Raw genomic sequence first — 21,384 nt, 5'->3', positions numbered from 1 at the left:
GCCGTGCCCCGAGGCACGACGCGCGCCGCTGCTTCACATGTGAATGAATGTCTCGAAGACAGCTCTTCCCGGCGGCGTCGGTATGCCGCCGGGCCCGCCGCTTACTTGACCAGCTTCCAGCCGCCGTTCTGGATTTCGACCATCACCCGGGAGCGTTGATCGAGGCCGAGGTGATCGGTGGGGCTCATGTTGAAGATGCCGTGTGCGCCTGCGACTTCCTTGCTGCCCTCGAGGGCATCACGCAGCGCCGCCCGAAACTCGGCGGTACCCGGCTTGGCCTTCTTGAGCGCGACCGGCACCGCGGCCTGCAACAGCCGGCCGGTATCCCATGCGTGTGCGCCGAAGGTCGACACGCTGCCCTTGCCATGCGCCGCCTCGTACTTGGTGATGTATTCCGTCGCGGCCTTCTTGACCGGATTGCTGTCCGGCAGCTGGCTCGCCACCAGGACCGGGCCGGCGGGCAGGAAGGTGCCTTCGCAGTCCTTGCCGCAGACACGCAGGAAATCATTGTTGGCAACGCCGTGGGTCTGATAGATCTTGCCCGCGTAGCCGCGCTCCTTGAGCGCCTTCTGGGGCAGCGCCGCGGGGGTTCCGGACCCGGCGATCAGCACCGCGTCGGGACGGGCCGAGACGATCTTGAGCACCTGGCCGGTCACCGAGGTATCGGCCCGGTTGTAGCGCTCGTTGGCCACCATCTTGAGCTTGCGCGCTTCGGCGATGGACGAGAACTGCTGCCACCAGCCTTCGCCATAGGCGTCGGCGAAGCCGATGAAGGCCACCGTCTTGACGCCGGCATTGGTCATGTGCTCGACGATCGCGGTCGACATCTGGGCGTCGTTCTGCGGCGTCTTGAAGACCCAGCGGCGCTTGTCGTCGACCGGATCGACGATGCGGCTCGAGGCGGCCATCGAGATCATCGGCGTGCCGGCTTCGGCGGCGACGTCGATCATCGCCAGCGAGTTGGGCGAGATGGTGGAACCCAGCACCACGTCGATCTTGTCCTCCGAGATCATCTTGCGCAGGTTCTTCACCGCGGTGGTGGTGTCGGATGCGTCGTCGAGAATGATGTAGTTGACCTTCTCGCCGGCGATCGTCGTCGGCATCAGCGCGAAGGTGTTCTTCTCGGGGATGCCGAGCGATGCGGCCGGCCCGGTGGCGGACACATTGACGCCGACATTGATGTCGGCCTGGGCCGCGCCGGCGGCAAATGCGAGGCTGATCGCTGCCAGCAAAGTGTGTTTCATCTTCATGTTTGTCTCCTCCTCGTGGTTGTCGGGATTCCGTCAGTGCGACGAAACGGAACCCCGTCGAATCATGCCTTATTTAACGCATTCAATACTGACGAATTGTGACCGAATGGTCGACCAATTCACTCAAACCCGCTCGATGATCATCGCGATGCCCTGCCCGACACCGATGCACATCGTGCACAGGCCATATCGCCCCCCGGTTGCCTCGAGCTGGCGCAGCGCGGTCAGTACCAGCCGCGCACCCGACGCGCCGAGCGGGTGACCGATCGCGATCGCGCCGCCATTGGGGTTCACCTGGGCTGCGTCATCGGGCAGGCCGAGCTGCCGCATCACCGCCAGGCCCTGCGCGGCGAAGGCTTCGTTGAGCTCGATCACGTCCATCTGCGCGAGCTGCATGCCGGTCTTCTCGAGCACCCGCCGCGACGCCGGCGCCGGGCCGATGCCCATGATGCGCGGCTCCACGCCCACGGTGGCCATGCCGACCACCCTCGCCCGCGGCGTGAGCCCCTGTCGTGCGGCCATTGCCTCGTTCGCCAGCAGCAGCGCCACCGCGCCGTCGTTGACGCCCGAGGCGTTGCCGGCGGTCACGCTGCCGTCGGGCCGCACCACGCCCCTGAGCTTCGCCAGTGCCTCCGCCGTGGTGGCGCGCGGGTGTTCGTCCTCGGCGAAGAGCAGCGGCTCGCCCTTCTTGCGGGGGATCTCGACCGGCACCAGTTCGCCGGTGAAGAAGCCCTGAGCCTGCGCGGCGGCGTAGCGCGCCTGCGAACGCAGCGCGAAGGCATCCTGGTCGGCACGCGACACCTTGAACTGTTCAGCCACGTTCTCGGCGGTCTCGGGCATCGAATCGATGCCGTACTGCGCCTTCATCAAGGGATTGACGAAGCGCCAGCCGATGGTCGTGTCCTCGATCTTCGCGCTGCGCGAAAAGGCCGATTCGGCCTTGCCCATGACGAAGGGCGCACGGCTCATGCTCTCCACGCCACCGGCAATCATGAGCTCGGTCTCGCCCGCCGCGATGGCGCGTGCGGCGGTGCCGACCGCGTCCATGCCCGAACCGCACAGGCGGTTGAGGGTCGCCCCCGGCACGTCGATCGGCAGCCCGGCCAGCAGGCCGGCCATGCGCGCGACGTCGCGGTTGTCTTCGCCGGCCTGGTTGGCGCAGCCGTAGTAGATGTCTTCGACCGCGGCCCAATCGACCGACGGATTGCGTGCGATCAGAGCCTTGATCGGCAATGCCGCCAGATCGTCGGCGCGCACTGCCGACAATGTGCCGCCGTAGCGACCGAACGGCGTCCGGATGCCGTCACAGATGAACACGTCCTTCAAGTTCCGTCTCCTGTTGCAGCGAAGCCCGCAGACCGTGTCCGCCTTGCCCCCACGGGGGCGGCGACTCAGCCTGCCGCGCTCGTTGTCTTGTCTTCGCCGATGTAACCCTTCACTCCCTGGAGGAAGATCCCGGCCACCACCGGCGCCATGTCCCTGTATGTCAGGGGTCCGTCCACACTCAGCCAGGTGAAGGTCCAGTTGATCATCCCGAAGAGGATCATCGCCACCGCCTTCTCCAGCCCCGCCTTGACCACGCCCGGCTCCACCGCGACGATCGCCCTGGCGAAAGCCGCCACCACCTGGCGCTCCTTGTCCACCACCTGACGGCGATACGTCGCCTCCAGGAATTTCACGTCCTGCACCAGCACCATGTGCTGGCTCTGCGAGTGCTCGTACTCGCCCATGAAGGACATCACCAGCTCGCGGAAATGCGCCTCCGCGTCGAGCCCCTTGTCCGCGACCTCGGCAACGATCGCCAGCAGGCGCTCCATGTAGCTGTCGGCGATGTCGAAAAGGATGTGCTCCTTGTCCCGGTAATAGTGGTACAGGAGCGGTTTCGACACCCCGCAGGCCTTGGCCAGCTCGGCCATCGACGCGTTGTGAAATCCCTTCTCCGCAAAGAGCTGCGCCGCCGCATCGAGGATGCTGGAGCGCTGCAGTTCGTGGGTCGGAGCCTTGGTTCTAGCCATTTCGGTCTTGCCTGTGCGCGTGAAGGAATCCACCCGCCCGGGCAAGCGACCATGTCAACGATCGTCGAAGCTGATGACCACCCGCTCGGTCAGCGGATGGGCCTGGCAGGTGAGTACGAAGCCGTCGTCCACATCGGGTTGCTCGAGCGAGAAATTCTTGTCCATGCGGACCTTGCCTTCGAGCACCCGGGCGCGGCAGGTGCAGCATACCCCACCCTTGCAGGAGAACGGCAGGTCGAGCCCGGCGGCCAGCGCCACGTCGAGGATCGAGGGATCCTCGGCGCGGAAATCCATCTCGCGCCTGAGCCCGTCGACGATCACGGTGACCCTCGCCTGCGGCGCATCGCCGGCCTCGACGTGATGGGCCGGTCCGCTGTCCGGTACGCCGAAGCGCTCGAGATGAATGCGCTCGGCCGACACGCCGCTGGCCAGCAGCCCTGCCTCGACCTCATCGATCATCGCGCCCGGCCCGCAGATGAAGGCCGCGTCGATGGTGTCGGCCGGCACCAGGGTGTCGACGAAGGCGCCGACCCGGGCGCGGTCCAGCCGACCATTGAACAGGGGCACCTCCTGCTCTTCGCGCGAAAACACGTGATAAAGCGTGAAGCGGGTCATGTAGCGGTCTTTCAGGTCCTCGAGTGCCTCGGAGAAGATCACGCTGTTCTGGCGACGATTGCCATAGATCAGCGTGAAGCGGCTGTTCGGCTCGGTCTTGAGCGTGGTCTTGATCAGCGACATCACCGGGGTGATCCCGCTGCCGGCGGCAAAGGCCACATAGTGCCGCGCGTTTGCGGGATCGAGCTCGGTGTGGAAGCGACCCTCCGGGGTCATCACCTCGATGGCGTCGCCGGCCTTCAGCGACTCGTTGGCCCAGCTCGAGAACACCCCGCCGCCGATCTTCTTGATGGCGACCCGGAGTTCTCCGTCATCCACACCGGCGCAGATCGAGTAGGAGCGGCGCAGCTCCTCGCCGCCGACGCTGGCCTTGAGGGTGAGATGCTGACCCTGCACGAAGCGGTAATCGTCGGCCAGTTCGGCCGGCACCTCGAAGCGCAGGCTGATTGCGTCGGCGGTTTCGCGCCTTACCTCGGCGACTTTAAGGGAATGGAATTTCGGCGTCATGCGATGTCTCCGGTGTCCGTCTTCGCGGACGAATCAGATCGGTTTGAAATATTCGAAGGGCTCAAGACAGCTCTTGCAGCGCCAGGTGGCCTTGCAGGCGGTGGAGCCAAACTCCGACAGCCGCTCGGTGTTCTTCGAGCCACAGCGCGGGCAGGTCAGCGTCGGCTTGACGAAACGGATCGGCTGCGCACCGCCCACCGCGGCCTTGCCGCTCGGCGGCACGATGCCGTAGGCACGCAACTTCTCGCGCGCGGCCTCGCCGATCCAGTCACTGGTCCAGGGCGGTTCGAGGCGGGTCTCGAGTTCCACCCGGCCGGCCCCCGCCGCCACCAGCGCGTCGCGGATGGCCAGTCCGATCACCTCGGTCGCGGGGCAGCCCGAGTAGGTCGGCGTAACCACCACCGAGATCCCGTCCGGCGCGCAGCGCAGCTCGCGGATGATGCCGAGCTCGACCACCGACACCGCCGGCACTTCCGGATCGGGCACCGAATCGAGCAGCTTCCAGGCTTCACTTTCAGTCAGCATTTCAAGCTCCTGCAATGGCGCGTGAAGAGGCCGTAGCGAGCGGGCTGTGGCTGGTGCGAGAAGCGCAACCGTACAAACGTACGGTGAGCATCACAGCGCCGGCCACAACCCGCGCAGTAGGCATATTCACTCGCCATCACTACCAGGTGGCTCCGGGGTAAGTCCGCTGCATGTACTGCATCGTTGCCAGCAGATGGCCCATGTGCTCGGAGTGACGGCCGAACTTGCCGTAGGTCTTGAACGGCGTGCGCGCCGGCACCACCAGCGTGGCTTCGCCCAGCACCGGCAGCACCATCGCCTCCCAGGCGGCCTCCAGCTCGCCCCAGGCCGGGCCGATGCCGGCTGCTGCCACCGCCTCGTCGGTCGGGTTGGCGGCGAACAGTTCGGCGGTGTAGGGCCACAGGTAGTCGAGTGCGGCCTGGGTCCGGGCGTGCGAGACGTCGGTGCCGTCGCCGAGGCGGATCACCCACTCGGCCGAGTGGTTGAGGTGGTAGCGCGCTTCCTTCAGGCTCTTCGCTGCGATCGCCGCGAGTTCCGCGTCGCTCGAGGCGCCAAGCCGCTCCCACAGCAGCACCTGGAAGGCGCTGAAGAGGAAGTTGCGCACCGTGGTGCGGCCGAAATCCTCGTTGGGCACTTCCATCATGGTGACGTTGCGGTACTCGCGCTCGACCCGCAGGAAGGCCATCTGGTCCTCGTCGCGGCCCTTGCCCTCGAGTGCGGCGGCATGGGTGAGCAGCAGGCGCGACTGACCGATGAGGTCGAGCGCCATGTTGGTGAGCGCCAGGTCCTCTTCGATCACCGGCGCATGGCCGCACCATTCCGACAGGCGCTGGCCGAGGATCAGCGCGTTGTCGCCGAGGCGCAGCACGTACTCGATGTGTTCGGGTGTGGTGATGTTTGCTTGGGTCATGTCGGCCACCATCACATGTGATTGACTTCGTCGGGCAGCTGGTAAAAGGTCGGATGCCGGTAGATCTTGTCTTCGGCCGGGTCGAACAGTTCGGGCTTGGCATCGGGATCGGAAGCGACGATGTCCGAGGCCTTCACCACCCAGATCGAGACGCCCTCGAGGCGGCGCGTATAGACATCGCGCGCGACCTGCAGCGCCAGTTTGGCGTCGGGCGCGTGCACGCTCCCGCAGTGCTTGTGATCCAGCCCGTTACGGCTGCGAATGAATACTTCCCACAACGGCCATTCCTTGCGTTCCATCTTGCTGTCTCCTCTCACTCTTGTCTGGCGGGGTGCCCTGCACCCCGTTCCGGTATGCGTCCGTCAGGCTGCCTGACGCTGGCGGGCGGCCTGCTTTTCGGCGTGCGCCACGGCTGCCTCGCGTACCCAGGCACCCTCTTCCCAGGCCTTGTTGCGCGCGGCCAGGCGATCGACGTTGCACTGCCCGTGACCACCGACCACGTTCCAGAACTCGTCCCAGTCGATGGCGCCGAAGTCGTAGTGACCGCGCGCCTCGTTCCACTTGAGTTCGGGGTCCGGCAGGCTCACGCCGAGCACCTCGGCCTGCTTGACCGTGGCATCGACGAACTTCTGGCGAAGATCGTCATTGGAAATGCGCTTGATGCCCCAGCGGGTGGTCTCGGTATGCACGCTGTCGCTGTCATGCGGACCGAACATCATGATCGACGGGAACCACCAGCGATTCACCGCGTCCTGCACCATCTCGCGCTGCTCGGGCGTGCCCTTCATCATCTGCAGCAGCAGGTCGTAGCCCTGGCGCTGGTGGAAGGACTCTTCCTTGCACACGCGGATCATGGCGCGCGCGTAGGGCCCGTAGCTGCACTTGCACAGCGGGATCTGGTTCATGATCGCCGCGCCATCCACCAGCCAGCCGATCACCCCGATATCCGCCCAGTTGAGGGTCGGGTAATTGAAGATCGAGCTGTACTTGGCCTTGCCCGAGAGCAGCGCCTCGGTGAGTTCGTCGCGCGACACGCCGAGCGTCTCGGCGGCTGCGTACAGGTAGAGGCCGTGACCGCCCTCGTCCTGCACCTTGGCGAGCAGGATGGCCTTGCGCTTGAGGCTCGGTGCGCGGGTGATCCAGTTGCCCTCCGGCAGCATGCCGACGATCTCGGAGTGGGCGTGCTGGCTGATCTGGCGGATCAGCGTCTTGCGATACTTCTCCGGCATCCAGTCCTTCGGCTCGATGAAACCGCCGGCGTCGATCTTGGCATTGAACTCGGCCTCGTACTCGGGGTTCTCGACCTTGCGCGGACCACCGCTCTCGCCGTCCGGGATGCTGAGTGACTGTGTATACATGTTGGACTCCTCGTGGATTTCACCCGTGGCCGGGCCCCATCGCCCGACGCGCGAGATGCGTTAGTCTTTCGGCCGACGATCGACGACCCGCTTGGCCTTGCCGACGGTAACCCGCTCGATGCTGAAGGGCTCGCCGACGATGACCTTGCAGGAGACGCCGATGAGCGCCTTGATATGGTGGGTCAGTTCGGCGGCAAGCGCCTCCTTGTGCTCCGGATGGCGCCCGACGTTGGCCTCGGGGTTGATCTCGACCCTGACCGTCAGACTGTCCATGTGGCCCTTCTTGTCCACCTCCAGCAGGTATTGCGGTGCCAGCTTGGGCATGCGGCAGATCAGCTCTTCGATCTGCGTCGGGAAGACGTTGACCCCGCGGATGATCAGCATGTCGTCCGAACGGCCGGTGATCTTGGCCATGCGCCGCATGCTGCGCGCGGTCGGCGGCAGCAGGCGGGTGAGGTCGCGGGTGCGGTAGCGGATCACCGGCATCGCTTCCTTGCTGAGCGAGGTGAACACCAGCTCGCCTTCCTCGCCATCGGCGACGACCTCGCCGGTGTCCGGGTTGATGATCTCAGGATAGAAGTGGTCTTCCCAGATGGTCGGGCCGTCCTTGGTCTCGACGCACTCGTTGGCCACGCCCGGGCCCATCACCTCGGACAGGCCATAGATATCGACCGCGTCGATGCCGGCACGCGCCTCCACCGCCGTACGCATCGCCGGCGTCCAGGGTTCGGCGCCGAAGATGCCGATGCGCAGCGAGGTGCTCTTCGGGTCGATGCCCTGGGCTTCCATTTCGTCGAGGATGGTGAGCATGTAGGACGGCGTCACCATGATGATGTTCGGCTTGAAGTCCTGGATGACCTGGATCTGCTTTTCGGTCTGGCCGCCGGACATCGGCACCACCGTGCAGCCGAGCCGCTCAGCGCCGTAGTGTGCACCGAGGCCACCGGTGAACAGGCCGTAGCCGTAGGACACATGGACCATGTCGCCGGGCCGCCCGCCAGAGGCGCGGATCGAACGCGCCACCACATTGGCCCAGGTGTCGATGTCCTTGAGGGTGTAGCCGACCACGGTCGGCTTGCCGGTGGTGCCGGACGAGGCGTGCACCCGGGCGACCTTGTTCATCGGCACCGCGAACATGCCGAAGGGATAGTTGTCGCGCAGGTCATGCTTGCTGGTGAACGGGAACTTCGCCAGGTCCTCGAGCGTTTTCAGGTCGTCCGGATGCACACCCTTTTCGTCGAAGGCCTTGCGGTAATGCGGCACGTTCTCATAGGCATGGCGCACGCTCCACTTCAGGCGCTCGAGCTGGAGCGCGCGCAGTTCGTCGATGCTGGCCTTTTCGATCGGCTCGAGCTCGCCGGCCGCCGGGGGGTTCAATGTCATTGTCTCGTCTCCTCTTCCCTGTTGGTTCCGCCCGGCCCGTGTTGTTTTTCTGGGGGCCGCAGCGATGTCTGTTTGTCTTACTGGGGCACCACCACACGGCCCTTGAGCCGATAGCTCTTGCCACGCATCACAGCGATGGTGCCGCCCGCCTGGTTGGTGACCTTGATGTCATAGACGCCGGTGCGCCCCGACAAGGCCACCTCGGTGGCTTCGGCGGTGAGGACATCGCCTTCGCGCGCGGGGGCGATGAAGTCGACGCTGATCCCGGACGCCACTGTCTGTTCGTTGTAGCTGTTGCACGAGAATGCGAAAGCCGAATCGGCCAAGGTGGTGATGAAGCCGCCATGAATGATCGCGAAGCCGTTGAGCATGTCGGCACGCACCTTCATGCTGATCCTCGCGTAACCCGGGCCCACCGCCTCGATCACCATGCCGAGACCCTTCGAGGCATTATCGTTGGCAAACATGCCGTCACGCACCTTTTCGGCGATGGCCTGGGGATCGCTCGTCTGTACTGCCTCACTCATGAAACGTGGCTCCTGTGATTGCCTTTCGCTGGATCAGGGGCGAGACGCGATAGCGCTCCTCGCCGTAGTGCTCGCGCAGGTTGGCGAGCACCGTGGCCACCCGCCGGATGCCGAGTTCGTCGGCCCAGGCCAGCGGCCCCTTGGGGTAATTCGTGCCGTAGCGCATGGCAGTGTCGATGTCGCGCGCGCTGCCGATACCCTGCAGCACACCGTCCGCCGCCTCGTTGGCGAGCATCGCCACGGTGCGCAGCGCCACCATGCCGGCGACGTCGTCGATGCGGCTGACCGCCAGCCCCGCCTTCTGCAATGTCCCGATCGCCAGTTGAGCGGCGCCGCTGCCGCACTGGTCGGCAAGCGCCACGGCGAGGCGCGGGGTGCTCGCGTAATCGGCGGCGAGATCGAACAGCACCAGGTTGGCAAGCGCCTCCTCGTCGGCACGGCGCGTCGCGGTGCGACCATCGGAGAGCGCCAGCCGGGCCTCGCCCACCTCGATATGACCGGCACCCTTGCCGGCCTCGCGCTGGACCTTGATACCGGCCGCCTCGAAGCGGCCGATGAGACCCGCGGCCACGCCGAGATCGCCCACCACGGTGACCGTACCGGCAGCACTGCGCGTGGCTTCGTCATCGGCCTGCGGGCGGCTTGCGCCCTCGCGGTAGTCGTAGAAGCCGCGCCCGCTCTTGCGGCCGAGGCGGCCCGCCTGGACGAGCTCCTGCTGGATCAGGCTGGGGGTGAAGCGCTTGTCGCCGAAATAGGCGTCGAACACCGAATTGGTCACCGCGTAGTTCACGTCGTGGCCGATCAGGTCCATGAGCTCGAAGGGCCCCATCGGGAAGCCGCAGCCATCGCGCAGGATCGCGTCGAGCGTGGCCGGCGCAGCCGCGCCCTCGGCCAGCACCCGCTGCGCTTCAGCGTAATAAGGCCGCGCCACGCGGTTGACGATGAAGCCGGGCGTCGAGCGCGCATGCACCGGCACCTTGCCCCAGGCCTTCGCCGTGGCGTGCAGGGATTCGGCCAGGGCCTTGTCGGTGGCCAGGCCGGAGACGATCTCGACCAGCTTCATGCGCGGCGCCGGATTGAAGAAGTGCAGGCCCACCAGACGCTCGGGGCGTGCCAGCGGCGCCGCCATGGCGGTGATGGACAGCGACGAGGTGTTCGACGCGAGGATCGCGTCCTCGCCGAGCAGGGCCTCGAGTTCGAGGAAGAGCTTCTGCTTGACGTCGAGCCGCTCGACGATCGCCTCGATGGCGAGCCCCGCATCGCCGGCGTCGGCGAGCGCGGTGACCGGCCGTACCCGCGCCAGCGTGGCGACACACTCGGCTTCGGCGAGCTTGCCCTTGCCGACCAGGAAGCGCAGATCCTTCTCGATGCCCGCCTTGCCACGTGCCACGGCTTCGGCGTTCATGTCGTAGAGATAGACCGCGTGGCCGGCCAGCGCCGCCACGTGGGCGATGCCGCTGCCCATCGCGCCGGCGCCGATCACCAGCACCTTGACGTCACGATTCAACGCACCCATGACTCAGTTTCCCTTGAAGCGAGGCGCGCGCTTTTCCATGAAGGCGGCAACACCTTCGCGATAGTCGTGCGAACGACCGCACTCGCGCATGATGTCGCGCTCGAGATCGAGCTGGGCCGGGAAGTCGTTGGTGGAGCTTGCCCAGATCGCCCGCTTGGTCTGCGCGAAGCCGAAGGTCGGCCCCGCCGCAAGCTGTTTCGCGAGCGCATCGACGGTGGGCATCAAGGCCTCGTCATCGACGCATTTCCAGATCAGGCCCCAGGCCTCGGCCTGCTCGGCCGGCAACTTGTCGCCGAGCAGCGCCAGCCCCATCGCCCGCGCCGGGCCGAGCAGGCGCGGCAGGATCCAGGTGCCACCGGTATCGGGGATCAGGCCAAGCTTGCAGAAGGACTGGATGAAGCTCGCCGAGCGGGCCGCGAAGACCATGTCGCAGGCCAGCGCGAGGTTGGCGCCGGCGCCTGCCGCCACGCCATTCACCGCGGCAATCACCGGCATGTCCAGCGTGCGCAGGCTCGTCACCAGCGGCTTGTAATTCCTTTCGATCGAAGCGCCCAGGTCGGGCGCCTCGTCGCCAGCCGCCACCGAGCGGTCGGACAGATCCTGGCCGGCACAGAATCCGCGCCCGGCGCCGGTGATCACGAGTACCCGCACGCTGCCATCGGCACGGCCATTGCGGATCGATTCGAGCGCGGCGCGCACTTCCTGGTGCATCTGGTCATTGAAGCTGTTGAGGCGGTCCGGGCGGTTCAGCGTGAGGGTGGCAACCCCCTCGCTGATCTCCAGCCGGACGGTCTGGAAATCTGCAGTCATCTGTCTCTTCCCTTGGCGGCGAACAAATCGTGAAGCCGTTCTTTTGTTTTCTTCCCGTCGCAAACATACTCATCAAAGACTGTCTCGTCCGTGTTCTCAAGGTAGGAAATGAATCCCCAGGGAACAGTCGTGACGGCAATCGATGCTTTGTTTGACCGACCGGTCGATCAATAGTAATCTTGATCCAGATCAAAAAACAAGCCCTCGCTGCGAAAAAGACAGCACTCAGCGAAACACCCGAAACAGACTCGAAACCCGACCGGATAGACCGGCAAGCCAGGAGACAACCCGATGACGCACGCCCTGTTCGAAAAGCACAAGGCCACCCTCGAAGCCGCCACCAAGGCCATCCGCAGCCGTGGTTACTGGACGCCTTACCCCGAGATGCCCAGCCCCAAGGTCTATGGCGAAACCGCCAACGACGATGGCAAGGCCGCGGTGGAGGCCTGCTTCGGCAAGGAATTCGAACTCGACCAGCCCGGGCGCCTCGGCACCGCGGGCACCGAAGTCTCGCCCTACGGCGTGGACATGAACGTACGTTACCCGGTGTGCGATACCGCGGCGCTCATCGCCGCCGCCGAGGCGGCCATGCCCGGCTGGCAGAAGATCGGCCCCGCGGGCCGCGTCGGTGTGTGTCTCGAGATCCTCGAGCGCCTCAACAAGCGCAGCTTCGAGATTGCCCACGCAGTCATGCTCACCACCGGCCAGGGCTGGATGATGGCCTTCCAGGCGGGCGGCCCGCATGCCCAGGACCGCGGCCTCGAAGCAGTCGCCTACGCCTGGGACGAGCAGTCGCGCATCCTCCCCGAAGCGGTCTGGGAGAAACCCCAGGGCAAGAACCCGCCGCTGGTGATGAACAAGCGCTTCGAGATCGTCGGGCGCGGTGTGGCACTGGTGATCGGCTGCGGCACTTTCCCCACCTGGAACACCTATCCAGGCGTGTTCGCGGCGCTCGCCACCGGCAATCCGGTGATCATCAAGCCGCACAGCAATGCCATCCTGCCCGCGGCGATCACCGTGCGGATCGCCCGCGAAGTCCTGCAGGACGCCGGCCTCGACCCCAATCTGATCAGCCTCGCGGTGGTGGAAAAGCGCGCCGAGACCCAGGCGCTCGCCACCCATCCGGCAGTCAAGTCGATCGACTTCACCGGCAGCAACGTGTTCGGCCAGTGGCTCCTCGACAACGCCCGCCAGGCCAACGTCTACGCCGAACTGGCCGGCGTGAACAACGTGGTCATCGAATCCACCGACCAGTACAAGGCGATGCTGCGCAACCTCGCCTTCACGCTGGCGCTCTACTCCGGCCAGATGTGCACCACCACCCAGGCCATCCTCGTGCCCGCCGGCGGCATCGACACCGACCAGGGCCACAAGAGCTTCGATGAGGTGGCCGCCGACCTCGGCGCCGCGATCGACAAGTTCCTTGGTGACATCAATGTCGCCACCGCGGTGCTCGGCGCGATCCAGTCCGAAGCCACCCTCGCGCGCATCGCCGAGGCCGGCGAGTACGGTCACATCGTGCTGGCGTCCAGAAAGCTCGAGCATCCGGAGTTTCCGAAGGCCGAAGTGCGCACACCGGTGCTGCTGAGTTGCGACGCGACCGACGAGAAGAGCTACATGGAAGAGCGCTTCGGCCCGATCAGCTTCGTGGTCAAGGTCGCCGACGGCGCCTCGGCAATCGCACTGTCAGAGCGTATCGTCAAGGAACACGGCGCGCTGACCGCCGGCCTCTATTCGACGAAGCAGGACGTCATCGACGCGATGACCGACGCCTCGCTGCGTGCCGGCGTGGCCTTGTCGATCAACCTCACCGGTGGCGTGTTCGTGAACCAGTCGGCAGCCTTCTCCGACTATCACGGCACCGGCGCCAACCCGGCCGCCAACGCAAGCTACTCGGACAGCGCCTTCGTCGCCAACCGCTTCCGGGTGATCCAGCGCCGCTGGCACGCTGCCTGACCGCCCATTGCGATCGGCGGGCCCGGAGCCGGGCTCCCGCCGATCGCTTCAGCGGCGCCGCCGCATCGCGCTGCCCCTACAATCGCGATTCACTCCCTACCGGTCACCGCCCCATGCCCTGCTACGAAATCGACGGCATCAAGCCAGTCATCCACCCCACCGCCTTCGTTCACCCCGATGCCGTGCTGATCGGCGACGTGATCATCGGCCCGCGCTGCTATGTGGCGCCGCTCGCCAGCCTGCGCGGCGATTTCGGCCGCATCATCCTCGAGGAAGGCGCCAACATCCAGGATACCTGCGTGATGCACGGCTTTCCCGGTACCGACACGGTCATCGAGGTGGACGGTCACGTCGGCCACGGCGCCGTGCTGCACGGCTGCCGCGTCGGCAAGAACGCGCTGATCGGCATGAACGCGGTAATCATGGACAACGCCGAGATCGGCGAATCGTCCATCGTCGCGGCCTGCGCCTTCGTCAAGGCCGGCATGCAGATTCCCGCCCGCAGCCTCGCCGCCGGCATGCCCGCCAAGGTGATGCGCGAACTGTCCGAACAGGAAATGAGCTGGAAGGTCGACGGCACCCGCACCTACCAGGACCTGACCGTCCGGAGCCTCGCCACGCTGATGCGCTGCAACCCGCTCACCGAAGTCGAAACCGACCGCAAGCGCATCGAGATCGCCGGCGTCATCCCGCTGGTGGACGCGAAGAAAAACGCCGCCTGAGCCCGCACGGACGGCGGGCGCCGATATCTACTCGGTATCCACCATCACCTCAATCAGGCTCGGCACACCCGAGGCGATCGCCGCTGCCACCGCCGGGCGGATCTCACTCACCTTTTCGATCCGCGTCGATGGCATGCCCATCGACGCGGCAAGCGCCTGGAAGTCGATGGGCGGATCATTGAGATCCATGGCGATGAACCGGCCGGTGCGCGCCGAGGTGTAGTGCGACTGGCCGCGCATGAAGTTCTTGAGGATGTTGTATTCGCGGTTGTTGATGACCACGAAGGTCACCGGCAGCTTTTCATTCACGGCCGTCCACAAGGACTGCGGCGAATACATCGCCGCACCATCGCCCACCAGCGACACCACCGGCTGGCGACCGATACCCAGCGAGAAGCCGATGGCCGCGGGCATGCCCCAGCCGAGCGCGCCACCACGCAGGAAGGAATACTGCCGGGTAGAGTGGTTGTTGAGGAACTTGCGCACATGGCTGGCGGTGGCCAGCGCCTCGTCCACGATGGGCGTGTCGCCAATGGCTTCGGCCAGCTCGCGGGCCGCCACCAGCGGGTGGATCCTGGACCGGTCCAGCAGCGCGTCGGCCTGCGCCATGAGCGCGCTGCGGCGGGCGTCGAAGGCCTCGCGGAGTTCGCCGCGTTTGGCCTCGTAGGCGGCTTCCTGCTCGGCCAGCTCGGTCTTGAGCAGTTCGTTGAGCTCGACCAGCGAGAGCTGGATGTCACCCACCACCGACAGCCGCGTCGGATAGGTGCGGCCCAGGTCGCGGCCATCCACCGACAGCTGATAGAGCTCGCAGCCCTCGGGCATGGCGGAGGCGTCGGAATACAGCACGGTGATGAAGGACTTGCCGCCCAGGGCGAAGATGCAGTCGAAATCGGCGATGGCCTCGGCGATGCCCACCGCCTTGGTCGGCAGGTTGCCCTGCCACAGGTAATGACCGGTGGGATACGGGATGTGCGCCGGCCAGGAGGAGCCGAACACCGGCGCCGCCAGGAGCTCGGCCAACTCCACCACCTCGCGGTAGGCGTCGCACTGGGAGATTTCGTCGCCGGCGATGATCGCCACCTTGCCCGGCGCGTAACCGGACAGCTCGCGCGCCAGCTCGGGCAGCGATCCGGCCACCGGACGGCGATCCACCCGCGACACGCGCGGAATCTCCACATCGCTCTCGGCCTCCATCACGTTCATCGGCAGGGACAGGAACACCGGCCCCGGCGGCGTGGCGGCGGCATCCTGCAGCGCGCGGCGCACGAGGATGGGGAGCTGCTCGGGCGCGGTCACTTCCAGTGCCCACTTGGACACCGGCGTGGCGATGGCCACGAGATCGCCCTGCAGCAGCGGATCGGCAATCGCATGACGCGAATCCTGCTGGCCGGCGGTGACCACCAGCGGCGTGCCCGAGGTGCGCGCGTTGAGCAGGTTGCCCATGCCGTGGCCGAGGCCGCCGGCGGTGTGCAGGTTGATCACACCGGGCTTGCCCGAGGCCTGGGCATAGCCGTCGGCCATGGCCACCACGCAGGCTTCCTGCAGGCCCATGATGTAGCGGATGTTCTTGCGCCCGATGAGGGCGTCGATGAGCGGCAGTTCGGTGGTACCGGGATTGCCGAAGATGTACTCGACCCCCTCGGTTTCGAGGGCTTCAAGCAGTACGTGGGCACCGCGTCGGGTGGAGGGTGTCGTCATGATGGTCCTTTTCTCCATGGCCTCGTGAGCCGGTTGAAAAGGTGACTATATAGGCAGTTGCGCGCAAACGGACCTGGGCCGGTCATTGGCAGCTCCGGATAACGGCTCCGGGAATCCGCTCGTGGATTGAGGGCCGGTGGGCATTGCGGAGAAGCAACCAGCCGAGACCTCACCCGGCTTGAACAAGCTGGCATTGCGCACAGCGAACCGCATCCTCCAGAATCTGCGCGTGACCGCCAAGTCGACCAACCCGCCCGCAGCTCGATCGCCGAAGGCTTCGTTCGCCTCGCGGCTGTTTGGCTACGACGTGTTCATCTCCTTCGCGCTCGGCGGACCGCCGCGCGGCTCGCAGAGCTACGCGTCGGACCTTGCCCGTAGGCTGCGCGACGCCGATCTGAGCGTGTTCTTCAGCGAGGACGAGGCGCCACCCGGCGAACCGCTGTCGGACACGCTGAGGCGCGCGTTGCTGCGCTCGAAGCTGCTGGTGGTGATCGTCAATCGCGGCACGCTGGAAGCGCCGAACTGGGTGCGCACCGAGGTCGAGACCTTTCGTTCGAGTTGCCCGGGGCGGCCGGTGATTCCCGTCTGCCTCGACGGCAGTTTCCGCGACCAGCCGCTGTCCGACTCCGCGCAAACCTGGTTGCACCACGAAGGGAACATCTGGCTCGACGAGCAAGCCGACGTGGCGACCCGCGGCCTCGCCACTGACGCTGTCGTCACACGGCTGCTGACCGCACCGCGCCGGCTGCGCGCCAACACGCTGTGGCGCGCCCTGGTCCGCGCAATCGGCCTGGGCCTGGCCGCGCTCACCGCCGTGGCCACCTGGCAGGCCATCGTCGCCACCCGCGAACGCGACCGTGCCACAGCGCTGCGCGATCAGGCGCTCTCGCGCCAACTCGCCGCCCAGTCGACAGCGTCACAGGTGCGCGACCCGGTGCGGGCGCTGCTCCTCGCGGTTCAGTCACAGGCAATCGTGCCCACCACCGCGTCCGACGGCGCGCTGCTCGGCGCCATTGCATCCCTGCCCCTCGCCAGCCTCCAACAGCACACCGCTGCGTTCCAGGCCCTGGCGCTGCGACCGGACGGCAATGCGCTGCTGCTGTCGGACGTGCGCGGCGCCGTGCTTCAGGGAGAGCTCGGCAAGCCGGGACTCGACACCGTCGTGCCACCGGTCGCCGGCCTGAATCTCTACGGAACCGTGCACGCCCTCGCCTTCGCGCCCGATGGCCAGACCTGGGCACGTGCCGGATCGAGCCGCGAGATCACGGTGCACACTGGCGCGTCGAAGCAGGTGATTCCCGACGGCGACAAGATCGGCGAGTCGACACCGATGTTCGTACTCGGCCTCGCCTTCAGCCCGGACGGCGCGGCACTGGTCTCGGCATCGACGAGCGGATCCCTGCGCCTGCACGAGCTCGCCAACGGCAGCTCCCGCCTGCTTTACACGTCCGCGCTCGATCTGGCCTCGGTGGCCTTCAGTCCCGATGGTCGCTGGGTGGCTGCCGGCGGCGACCGCGGCTTGCTGCAGGCCGTCGCGGTCGCGCCCGGGACCTCGGCGCCCAGGCTCGAAGCCTCACTGAGCGGCACGGTCACGGCACTTGCCTTCGACGCGGCCGGCCAGCGGCTCTTCGCGGCCTCGCGTGCCGGGCGCATCGAGGTATTCGACACGCGAGACGGCCGGCGTATCGCCGAACAGGATGTGCCCGAGCAGGGTGCCATGGAAACGATGGCGGTGACCCCCGATGGCCGCTTCATCGCCACCGGTCATGGCAACGGCGCGGTGCAGCTGTGGGCGTGGCGCGAGGGCGGGGCGGAGTGGCCAAGACAATTGCTGGTGCGCCATGCCGGTCCGGTGCGCGGCCTGGCGTTCGCCGCGGATGGCCGCACGCTGGTAAGCGCTGGCGCGGACGGCCGACTGTTCGTGACACTGCCGGTTGACCGCGGCCGCTGGCAGCGGCTGGCCGGGGCGAGCCTTCCCCAGGATCCTCCGCGGCCCATCGTGCCGGAGGAAGTGCGCAGTCCTGACGGCCGCTGGATCGCCTGGTCCGGAACCGTGGCGTCGAAGGCCTCGCCATTCGATATCGACCTGAGCAGCCTGTCGTCCAGCAAAGTGCCGAGACTGACAGTCCTGCGCGGTACGGACCGCCAGGCCGTCGCGGACGGCGTGGAGCTGCCCGGCGACCCCGGCGAACGCATCGATGCCGGCCCGGTCTTCGCCGCCGACAGTTCGCAACTCGCGGTACAGGTCGGCCACCGGCTGCTTTTCTGGGATCTGCCGGCGGCCGAACCGCTCGACGCGGCGCTCGCGCTGCCACCCGGCACCCGCCTGGTCGGCCTCGCGCCCGACGGCACAGGCTGGCTCGTCGGCCCTGACGGAACCAGCTCCAAGCCGGGCGAGCATTTCATTTTCGACACCGACCGTGGCGCCTGGGTGAGGGAGGCTTGCACGCTCGCTGGCCGTGCATTGACGATTGAGGAATGGCGCCGCTACGTCGGGAGCGAGCGGCCATACGCGCCAGCTTGCAACCCAGGCTCGTAGGGATTGCTGCTCACCGCGTTGAGGATGGCGATGCGGCACGTCTATTGGGTCAGGTCAAGAATGATTGCGCAAGGATCTGCTCATGGATTGAGTCTAGGTGAGCATTCCGGGAATGGAACTATTCTAGACCTGCCCCTGTTGGTACACATTTTCACGAGTGCATTGGAATAACCCCAACCTGAAGAATTGCTGCGAGCTCTAAAGCAGTCGTTCTAAACTTGACCTCAAAGTTCCAAGTAGATTATCGGGTTATCGCCGCAACTGATGTTCGGTCACGAGCTAGAGTGCCGGTGCGTGTATGACGTTCAAGGCTGAAGTGAACGGTAATGGCGTTGCGGTTTTGGGGAAATTCTCTTGGCGGTGGCCATGCGATCCAGACGGCCAGCATTGTCGAATCGATGTGAGGGAATTGTACGGGCATATCATGAAGAGCAATTGCACACTCCATCATGGCTAAGCACAGCCGGGACAACTTTTCGGCCCAAGTGAAACGCACCTTGGCCTCCCGAGTCGCTTGGCGCTGCTCTAACCCCGGTTGCAGAGTCCCCACGGCCGGACCTACCGCTGCGCCGGAAGGCTTCAACAGCGTGGGGAAAGCTGCCCATATCGCGGCCGCAGCGCCTGGCGGGCCGCGCTATGATGTCGCAATGACATCCGAGCAGCGCAGCTGCATCAGCAACGGCATATGGCTTTGCAGTATCTGCGCGGACGATGTGGATCGAGATGAAATCCGCTATCCGGCCTCCCTGCTCCACGAGTGGAAGCTCCAAGCAGAAAACGTTGCTCGCACCGAACTCGGGAAATCACTTCCTTCCGAACGAGAGCTCTCCGTTTTCAAGACCAAGGTCCTCGGCGCAAACGTTACCGGACGATCGATAGGTGAGCTCGTTACCGGTGTACAACAAATTGGAATCCGGGAAATCGAGCGGATGGATCCGCGCTTCACCGCGAGAATCAGCGCAGATCAAGTAGGAATTACAATAACGCTCATCCCTATCGAACCGATTAGCTGCCAACTCCGCGTTTCGAAGGAAGTGGTCTCGGAGTTTTCGGAGAAGCTCTCCAGCCTGCAGAAGCATGGGGAACGGCTTGAGATGAATGCTCAGGGAATTAGGGTCGAGGGGACACCGGTCTTCGACCAGCTCGTGACCGATCCCGGGAAAATTATTCTCGACACTCATCTGCGACGCAAGGCTGTTCACCGCATCATCTGGATGGATACTTTTTCCGGAAAGCCGACGGCTGCCGAGTTCATTGGCGAGATCGTCGGCGGGTCGGAGTCTTTTACCTTCACGGGAGAGCTGTTTGACGGCCTTTACCGATTGTCGTATCGAGTACCGATTTTCTCTTCGGGCAGTACAACGATCGACATCAACGGGGACATGCGATTCTCACTTTGGGAGGGCCTTTCCGTCCGTCAGCTGCCGTTCCTCGACAAGTATCGAAGCCTCTGCCAAGCAATTGTCGACGGACACCCGCTGAACAGCTCATTGGAAATCGAGGGAAGGCAGTTCTCCGCCATCAGTTCTCTGAATCTAATGTCCGAAGTAGAAGCTGATGAGACACTCACGCTCCTCACGTACCTCTCTAGGGCTCGTGACATTCTGAGGGCCGTCGGCACCGACGTACCCTTCCGAGCCATGGCTATTCCTGCCGAAGATGTTCGAAGGGTTACGGACGTCTGGTTCCTTGTCTGCCACATGAAGTCTTTACGCGGTCGGGACCTCGGTACGGTGAGTTTCAAGCTCATGCCTGCAACAATCTCCGAAGCGAATGTTCTTAGGCAGCAAATCCGAGGCGGCGCTTCAGGAAGGGTCCGATTAGAGCATGAGCTTTCGCAGCCACTGACCATTCTCGGTCAGCGTGTTGAAATGGGAAAGATCACAATTCTTCTGAGCAGCGCGGCATTGAGCTATAGGGGCCATCTCTCAACGATTCGTGTCGGCAAACCATCGCAAGTCGATTTCATTCCGACCGAGGATTGTCAGGTGAGCGTTCATGTCGACAATGGCCCCTCTGAAGCGTCCACAGGGTCAAGTCTAGAATAATTGCACAAGGATCTGATCACGGATCGGGTGTAAGTGAGAATGCCGGAACGACAACCATTCTAGACCTGCCCCTCTGACAGGAGGGTGCTTGAACCGCGCGGAGGCCTCGCACCAAGTCAGATGGAGACGAAGCCCACACAACCCGTCTCAATACGCGAAGGATCTTCCAGAGGTGTACCTGCCCTGCCAGTTCGGATTGGCTCGCTTCATTTCACGCGCAAACATCTGCGCTCGAGCAGCCTCGACGTCAGCACGATCTACAGTCCTTTGCTCTGAAACCGCTTTATCCTCATTGCAGGTCGGCCGACGTGTTACGCGTGCGCTGAAAAGCGCGGCGTCTTCATCCGGCACGTAATAGACGTCGCTGCGCCTCATTACAAACTTGTTGTGCTCGGCGATGGTCGTCGTGACGACGATCTCGGTTGCAGGGGTGCGCGTGAGATGTCCGGCCCCAAATTCGCCGAGCGCGACTCCCGCTATTGTCCCGGTCGTCTCGTCACCGCCCAGAATGATGTTGCGAATCACCAGAACGCCCAGCGCCAGGGCCGTATAGCGGCCAGGCTGGTAGTCCGGTGGCGTATACGCATGCTGCACGAGTTGCGTTTCATAGGTCACCACGACCTCCGGTGCATCCTGGGCAAATCCGGGCGACGACTCATCGGTCTTGCAGACGCTCACGTTCGCCCCTTCGTTTACCAGGCGCGTGATCATGAATTCGCGAAAAGCCGTATTGAAAGCAGTCGCGCGGGAATTCGCGATGTAGATGCCGCGTCCCATCAGCCGGGGATCCTTCGAAACCGCATTCAGGGTCTGGGCGGCAACGTCACCAGCCACGATGTCCCAGTGATGGGCAGTCCGCGCCACCTTTTGATGAGCGGCGTCGAAGTTCTGCGCAACCGGCACAGGCGACGCGCAGCCGACAAGTGCGGCTGCAACCGAAGCAAGCAGAATGCTGATTTTGTTCATACGTCCTCCGTGGACATAGGCAAGAAATATTTCATCCGA

18 protein-coding genes are annotated in these 21,384 nt (G+C 65.0%); 4 read left to right on the top strand and 14 right to left on the bottom strand.

Going from position 1 to position 21,384, the window contains the following annotated elements; genetic code table 11:
- Nucleotides 1-101: 101 nt before the first annotated feature.
- From GQB03_RS18970 to paaG, 12 genes are all read right to left on the bottom strand, one after another.
- On the bottom strand, nucleotides 102-1,250 hold the full coding sequence (locus GQB03_RS18970; RefSeq protein ID WP_159692702.1) for an ABC transporter substrate-binding protein: 1,149 nt from the start codon (nucleotides 1,248-1,250) through the stop codon (nucleotides 102-104).
- 123 nt (nucleotides 1,251-1,373) lie between these two features.
- Entirely contained in the window at nucleotides 1,374-2,576 is a 1,203-nt protein-coding gene (gene pcaF, locus GQB03_RS18965) for a 3-oxoadipyl-CoA thiolase (protein WP_159692700.1), read from the bottom strand.
- Between the two features lie 65 nt (nucleotides 2,577-2,641).
- Nucleotides 2,642-3,265, bottom strand: a complete 624-nt coding sequence (locus tag GQB03_RS18960) for a TetR/AcrR family transcriptional regulator (protein WP_159692698.1) — start codon at nucleotides 3,263-3,265, stop codon at nucleotides 2,642-2,644.
- A 54-nt stretch (nucleotides 3,266-3,319) separates the two neighbouring features.
- Entirely contained in the window at nucleotides 3,320-4,387 is a 1,068-nt protein-coding gene (gene paaE / locus GQB03_RS18955) for a 1,2-phenylacetyl-CoA epoxidase subunit PaaE (RefSeq protein WP_159692696.1), read from the bottom strand.
- 33 nt (nucleotides 4,388-4,420) lie between these two features.
- Nucleotides 4,421-4,912, bottom strand: coding sequence for a 1,2-phenylacetyl-CoA epoxidase subunit PaaD (paaD, locus tag GQB03_RS18950; RefSeq protein WP_159692694.1), 492 nt, complete (start codon nucleotides 4,910-4,912; stop codon nucleotides 4,421-4,423).
- Nucleotides 4,913-5,051: 139 nt separating this feature from the next.
- Nucleotides 5,052-5,822: a 1,2-phenylacetyl-CoA epoxidase subunit PaaC gene (gene paaC / locus GQB03_RS18945; protein ID WP_159692692.1), complete on the bottom strand. Its 771-nt coding sequence runs from the start codon at nucleotides 5,820-5,822 to the stop codon at nucleotides 5,052-5,054.
- Nucleotides 5,823-5,833: 11 nt separating this feature from the next.
- Nucleotides 5,834-6,121 carry a 1,2-phenylacetyl-CoA epoxidase subunit PaaB gene (gene paaB / locus GQB03_RS18940; protein WP_159692690.1) on the bottom strand — a complete coding sequence of 96 codons (288 nt, stop codon included), beginning with the start codon at nucleotides 6,119-6,121 and terminating at the stop codon, nucleotides 5,834-5,836.
- A 63-nt stretch (nucleotides 6,122-6,184) separates the two neighbouring features.
- Nucleotides 6,185-7,180: a 1,2-phenylacetyl-CoA epoxidase subunit PaaA gene (paaA, locus tag GQB03_RS18935; RefSeq protein WP_159692688.1), complete on the bottom strand. Its 996-nt coding sequence runs from the start codon at nucleotides 7,178-7,180 to the stop codon at nucleotides 6,185-6,187.
- Nucleotides 7,181-7,240: 60 nt separating this feature from the next.
- Nucleotides 7,241-8,563, bottom strand: coding sequence for a phenylacetate--CoA ligase PaaK (paaK, locus tag GQB03_RS18930; RefSeq protein ID WP_159692686.1), 1,323 nt, complete (start codon nucleotides 8,561-8,563; stop codon nucleotides 7,241-7,243).
- A 77-nt stretch (nucleotides 8,564-8,640) separates the two neighbouring features.
- Nucleotides 8,641-9,090 carry a hydroxyphenylacetyl-CoA thioesterase PaaI gene (gene paaI, locus GQB03_RS18925; protein ID WP_159692684.1) on the bottom strand — a complete coding sequence of 150 codons (450 nt, stop codon included), beginning with the start codon at nucleotides 9,088-9,090 and terminating at the stop codon, nucleotides 8,641-8,643.
- Entirely contained in the window at nucleotides 9,083-10,606 is a 1,524-nt protein-coding gene (gene paaH / locus GQB03_RS18920; RefSeq protein ID WP_159692682.1) for a 3-hydroxyacyl-CoA dehydrogenase PaaH, read from the bottom strand. The genes paaI and paaH overlap by 8 nt, the downstream gene beginning before the upstream one ends.
- Nucleotides 10,607-10,609: 3 nt before the next feature.
- Nucleotides 10,610-11,416, bottom strand: coding sequence for a 2-(1,2-epoxy-1,2-dihydrophenyl)acetyl-CoA isomerase PaaG (paaG, locus tag GQB03_RS18915; RefSeq protein WP_159692680.1), 807 nt, complete (start codon nucleotides 11,414-11,416; stop codon nucleotides 10,610-10,612).
- Nucleotides 11,417-11,707: 291 nt separating this feature from the next.
- Here paaG and paaN point away from each other — a divergent pair, with 291 nt between their 5' ends.
- The gene (gene paaN, locus GQB03_RS18910) at nucleotides 11,708-13,372 is read left to right on the top strand and encodes a phenylacetic acid degradation protein PaaN (protein WP_159692678.1); all 1,665 of its coding nucleotides are present in this window, start codon (nucleotides 11,708-11,710) and stop codon (nucleotides 13,370-13,372) included.
- 113 nt (nucleotides 13,373-13,485) lie between these two features.
- Nucleotides 13,486-14,094 (top strand): phenylacetic acid degradation protein PaaY, encoded by a 609-nt coding sequence (paaY, locus tag GQB03_RS18905; RefSeq protein WP_159692676.1) that lies wholly within the window; start codon nucleotides 13,486-13,488, stop codon nucleotides 14,092-14,094.
- Nucleotides 14,095-14,121: 27 nt separating this feature from the next.
- On the opposite strand, the gene GQB03_RS18900 is transcribed toward paaY, so the two are convergent.
- Complete coding sequence (locus tag GQB03_RS18900; RefSeq protein ID WP_159692674.1) at nucleotides 14,122-15,792, bottom strand: thiamine pyrophosphate-binding protein; 1,671 nt, start codon at nucleotides 15,790-15,792, stop codon at nucleotides 14,122-14,124.
- A 178-nt stretch (nucleotides 15,793-15,970) separates the two neighbouring features.
- Between GQB03_RS18900 and GQB03_RS18895 the strand changes: the two genes are divergently transcribed.
- Together GQB03_RS18895 and GQB03_RS18890 are read left to right on the top strand one after the other, a co-directional pair.
- Nucleotides 15,971-18,331 carry a toll/interleukin-1 receptor domain-containing protein gene (locus GQB03_RS18895; RefSeq protein ID WP_159692672.1) on the top strand — a complete coding sequence of 787 codons (2,361 nt, stop codon included), beginning with the start codon at nucleotides 15,971-15,973 and terminating at the stop codon, nucleotides 18,329-18,331.
- 449 nt (nucleotides 18,332-18,780) lie between these two features.
- Complete coding sequence (locus GQB03_RS18890) at nucleotides 18,781-20,379, top strand: hypothetical protein (protein ID WP_159692670.1); 1,599 nt, start codon at nucleotides 18,781-18,783, stop codon at nucleotides 20,377-20,379.
- A gap of 147 nt (nucleotides 20,380-20,526) precedes the next feature.
- Here the strand turns inward: GQB03_RS18890 and GQB03_RS18885 are convergent, their stop codons facing one another.
- A complete protein-coding gene (locus tag GQB03_RS18885) occupies nucleotides 20,527-21,345 on the bottom strand; it encodes a hypothetical protein (RefSeq protein ID WP_159692668.1) in 819 nt (272 codons plus the stop codon).
- Nucleotides 21,346-21,384: the final 39 nt, after the last annotated feature.

Source organism: Cognatazoarcus halotolerans (genome assembly GCF_009800965.1).
GTDB lineage: Bacteria > Pseudomonadota > Gammaproteobacteria > Burkholderiales > Rhodocyclaceae > Cognatazoarcus > Cognatazoarcus halotolerans.
The sequence above is the reverse complement of the archived record's forward strand: the minus strand, read 5'-3'. Positions and strand labels throughout refer to the sequence as shown.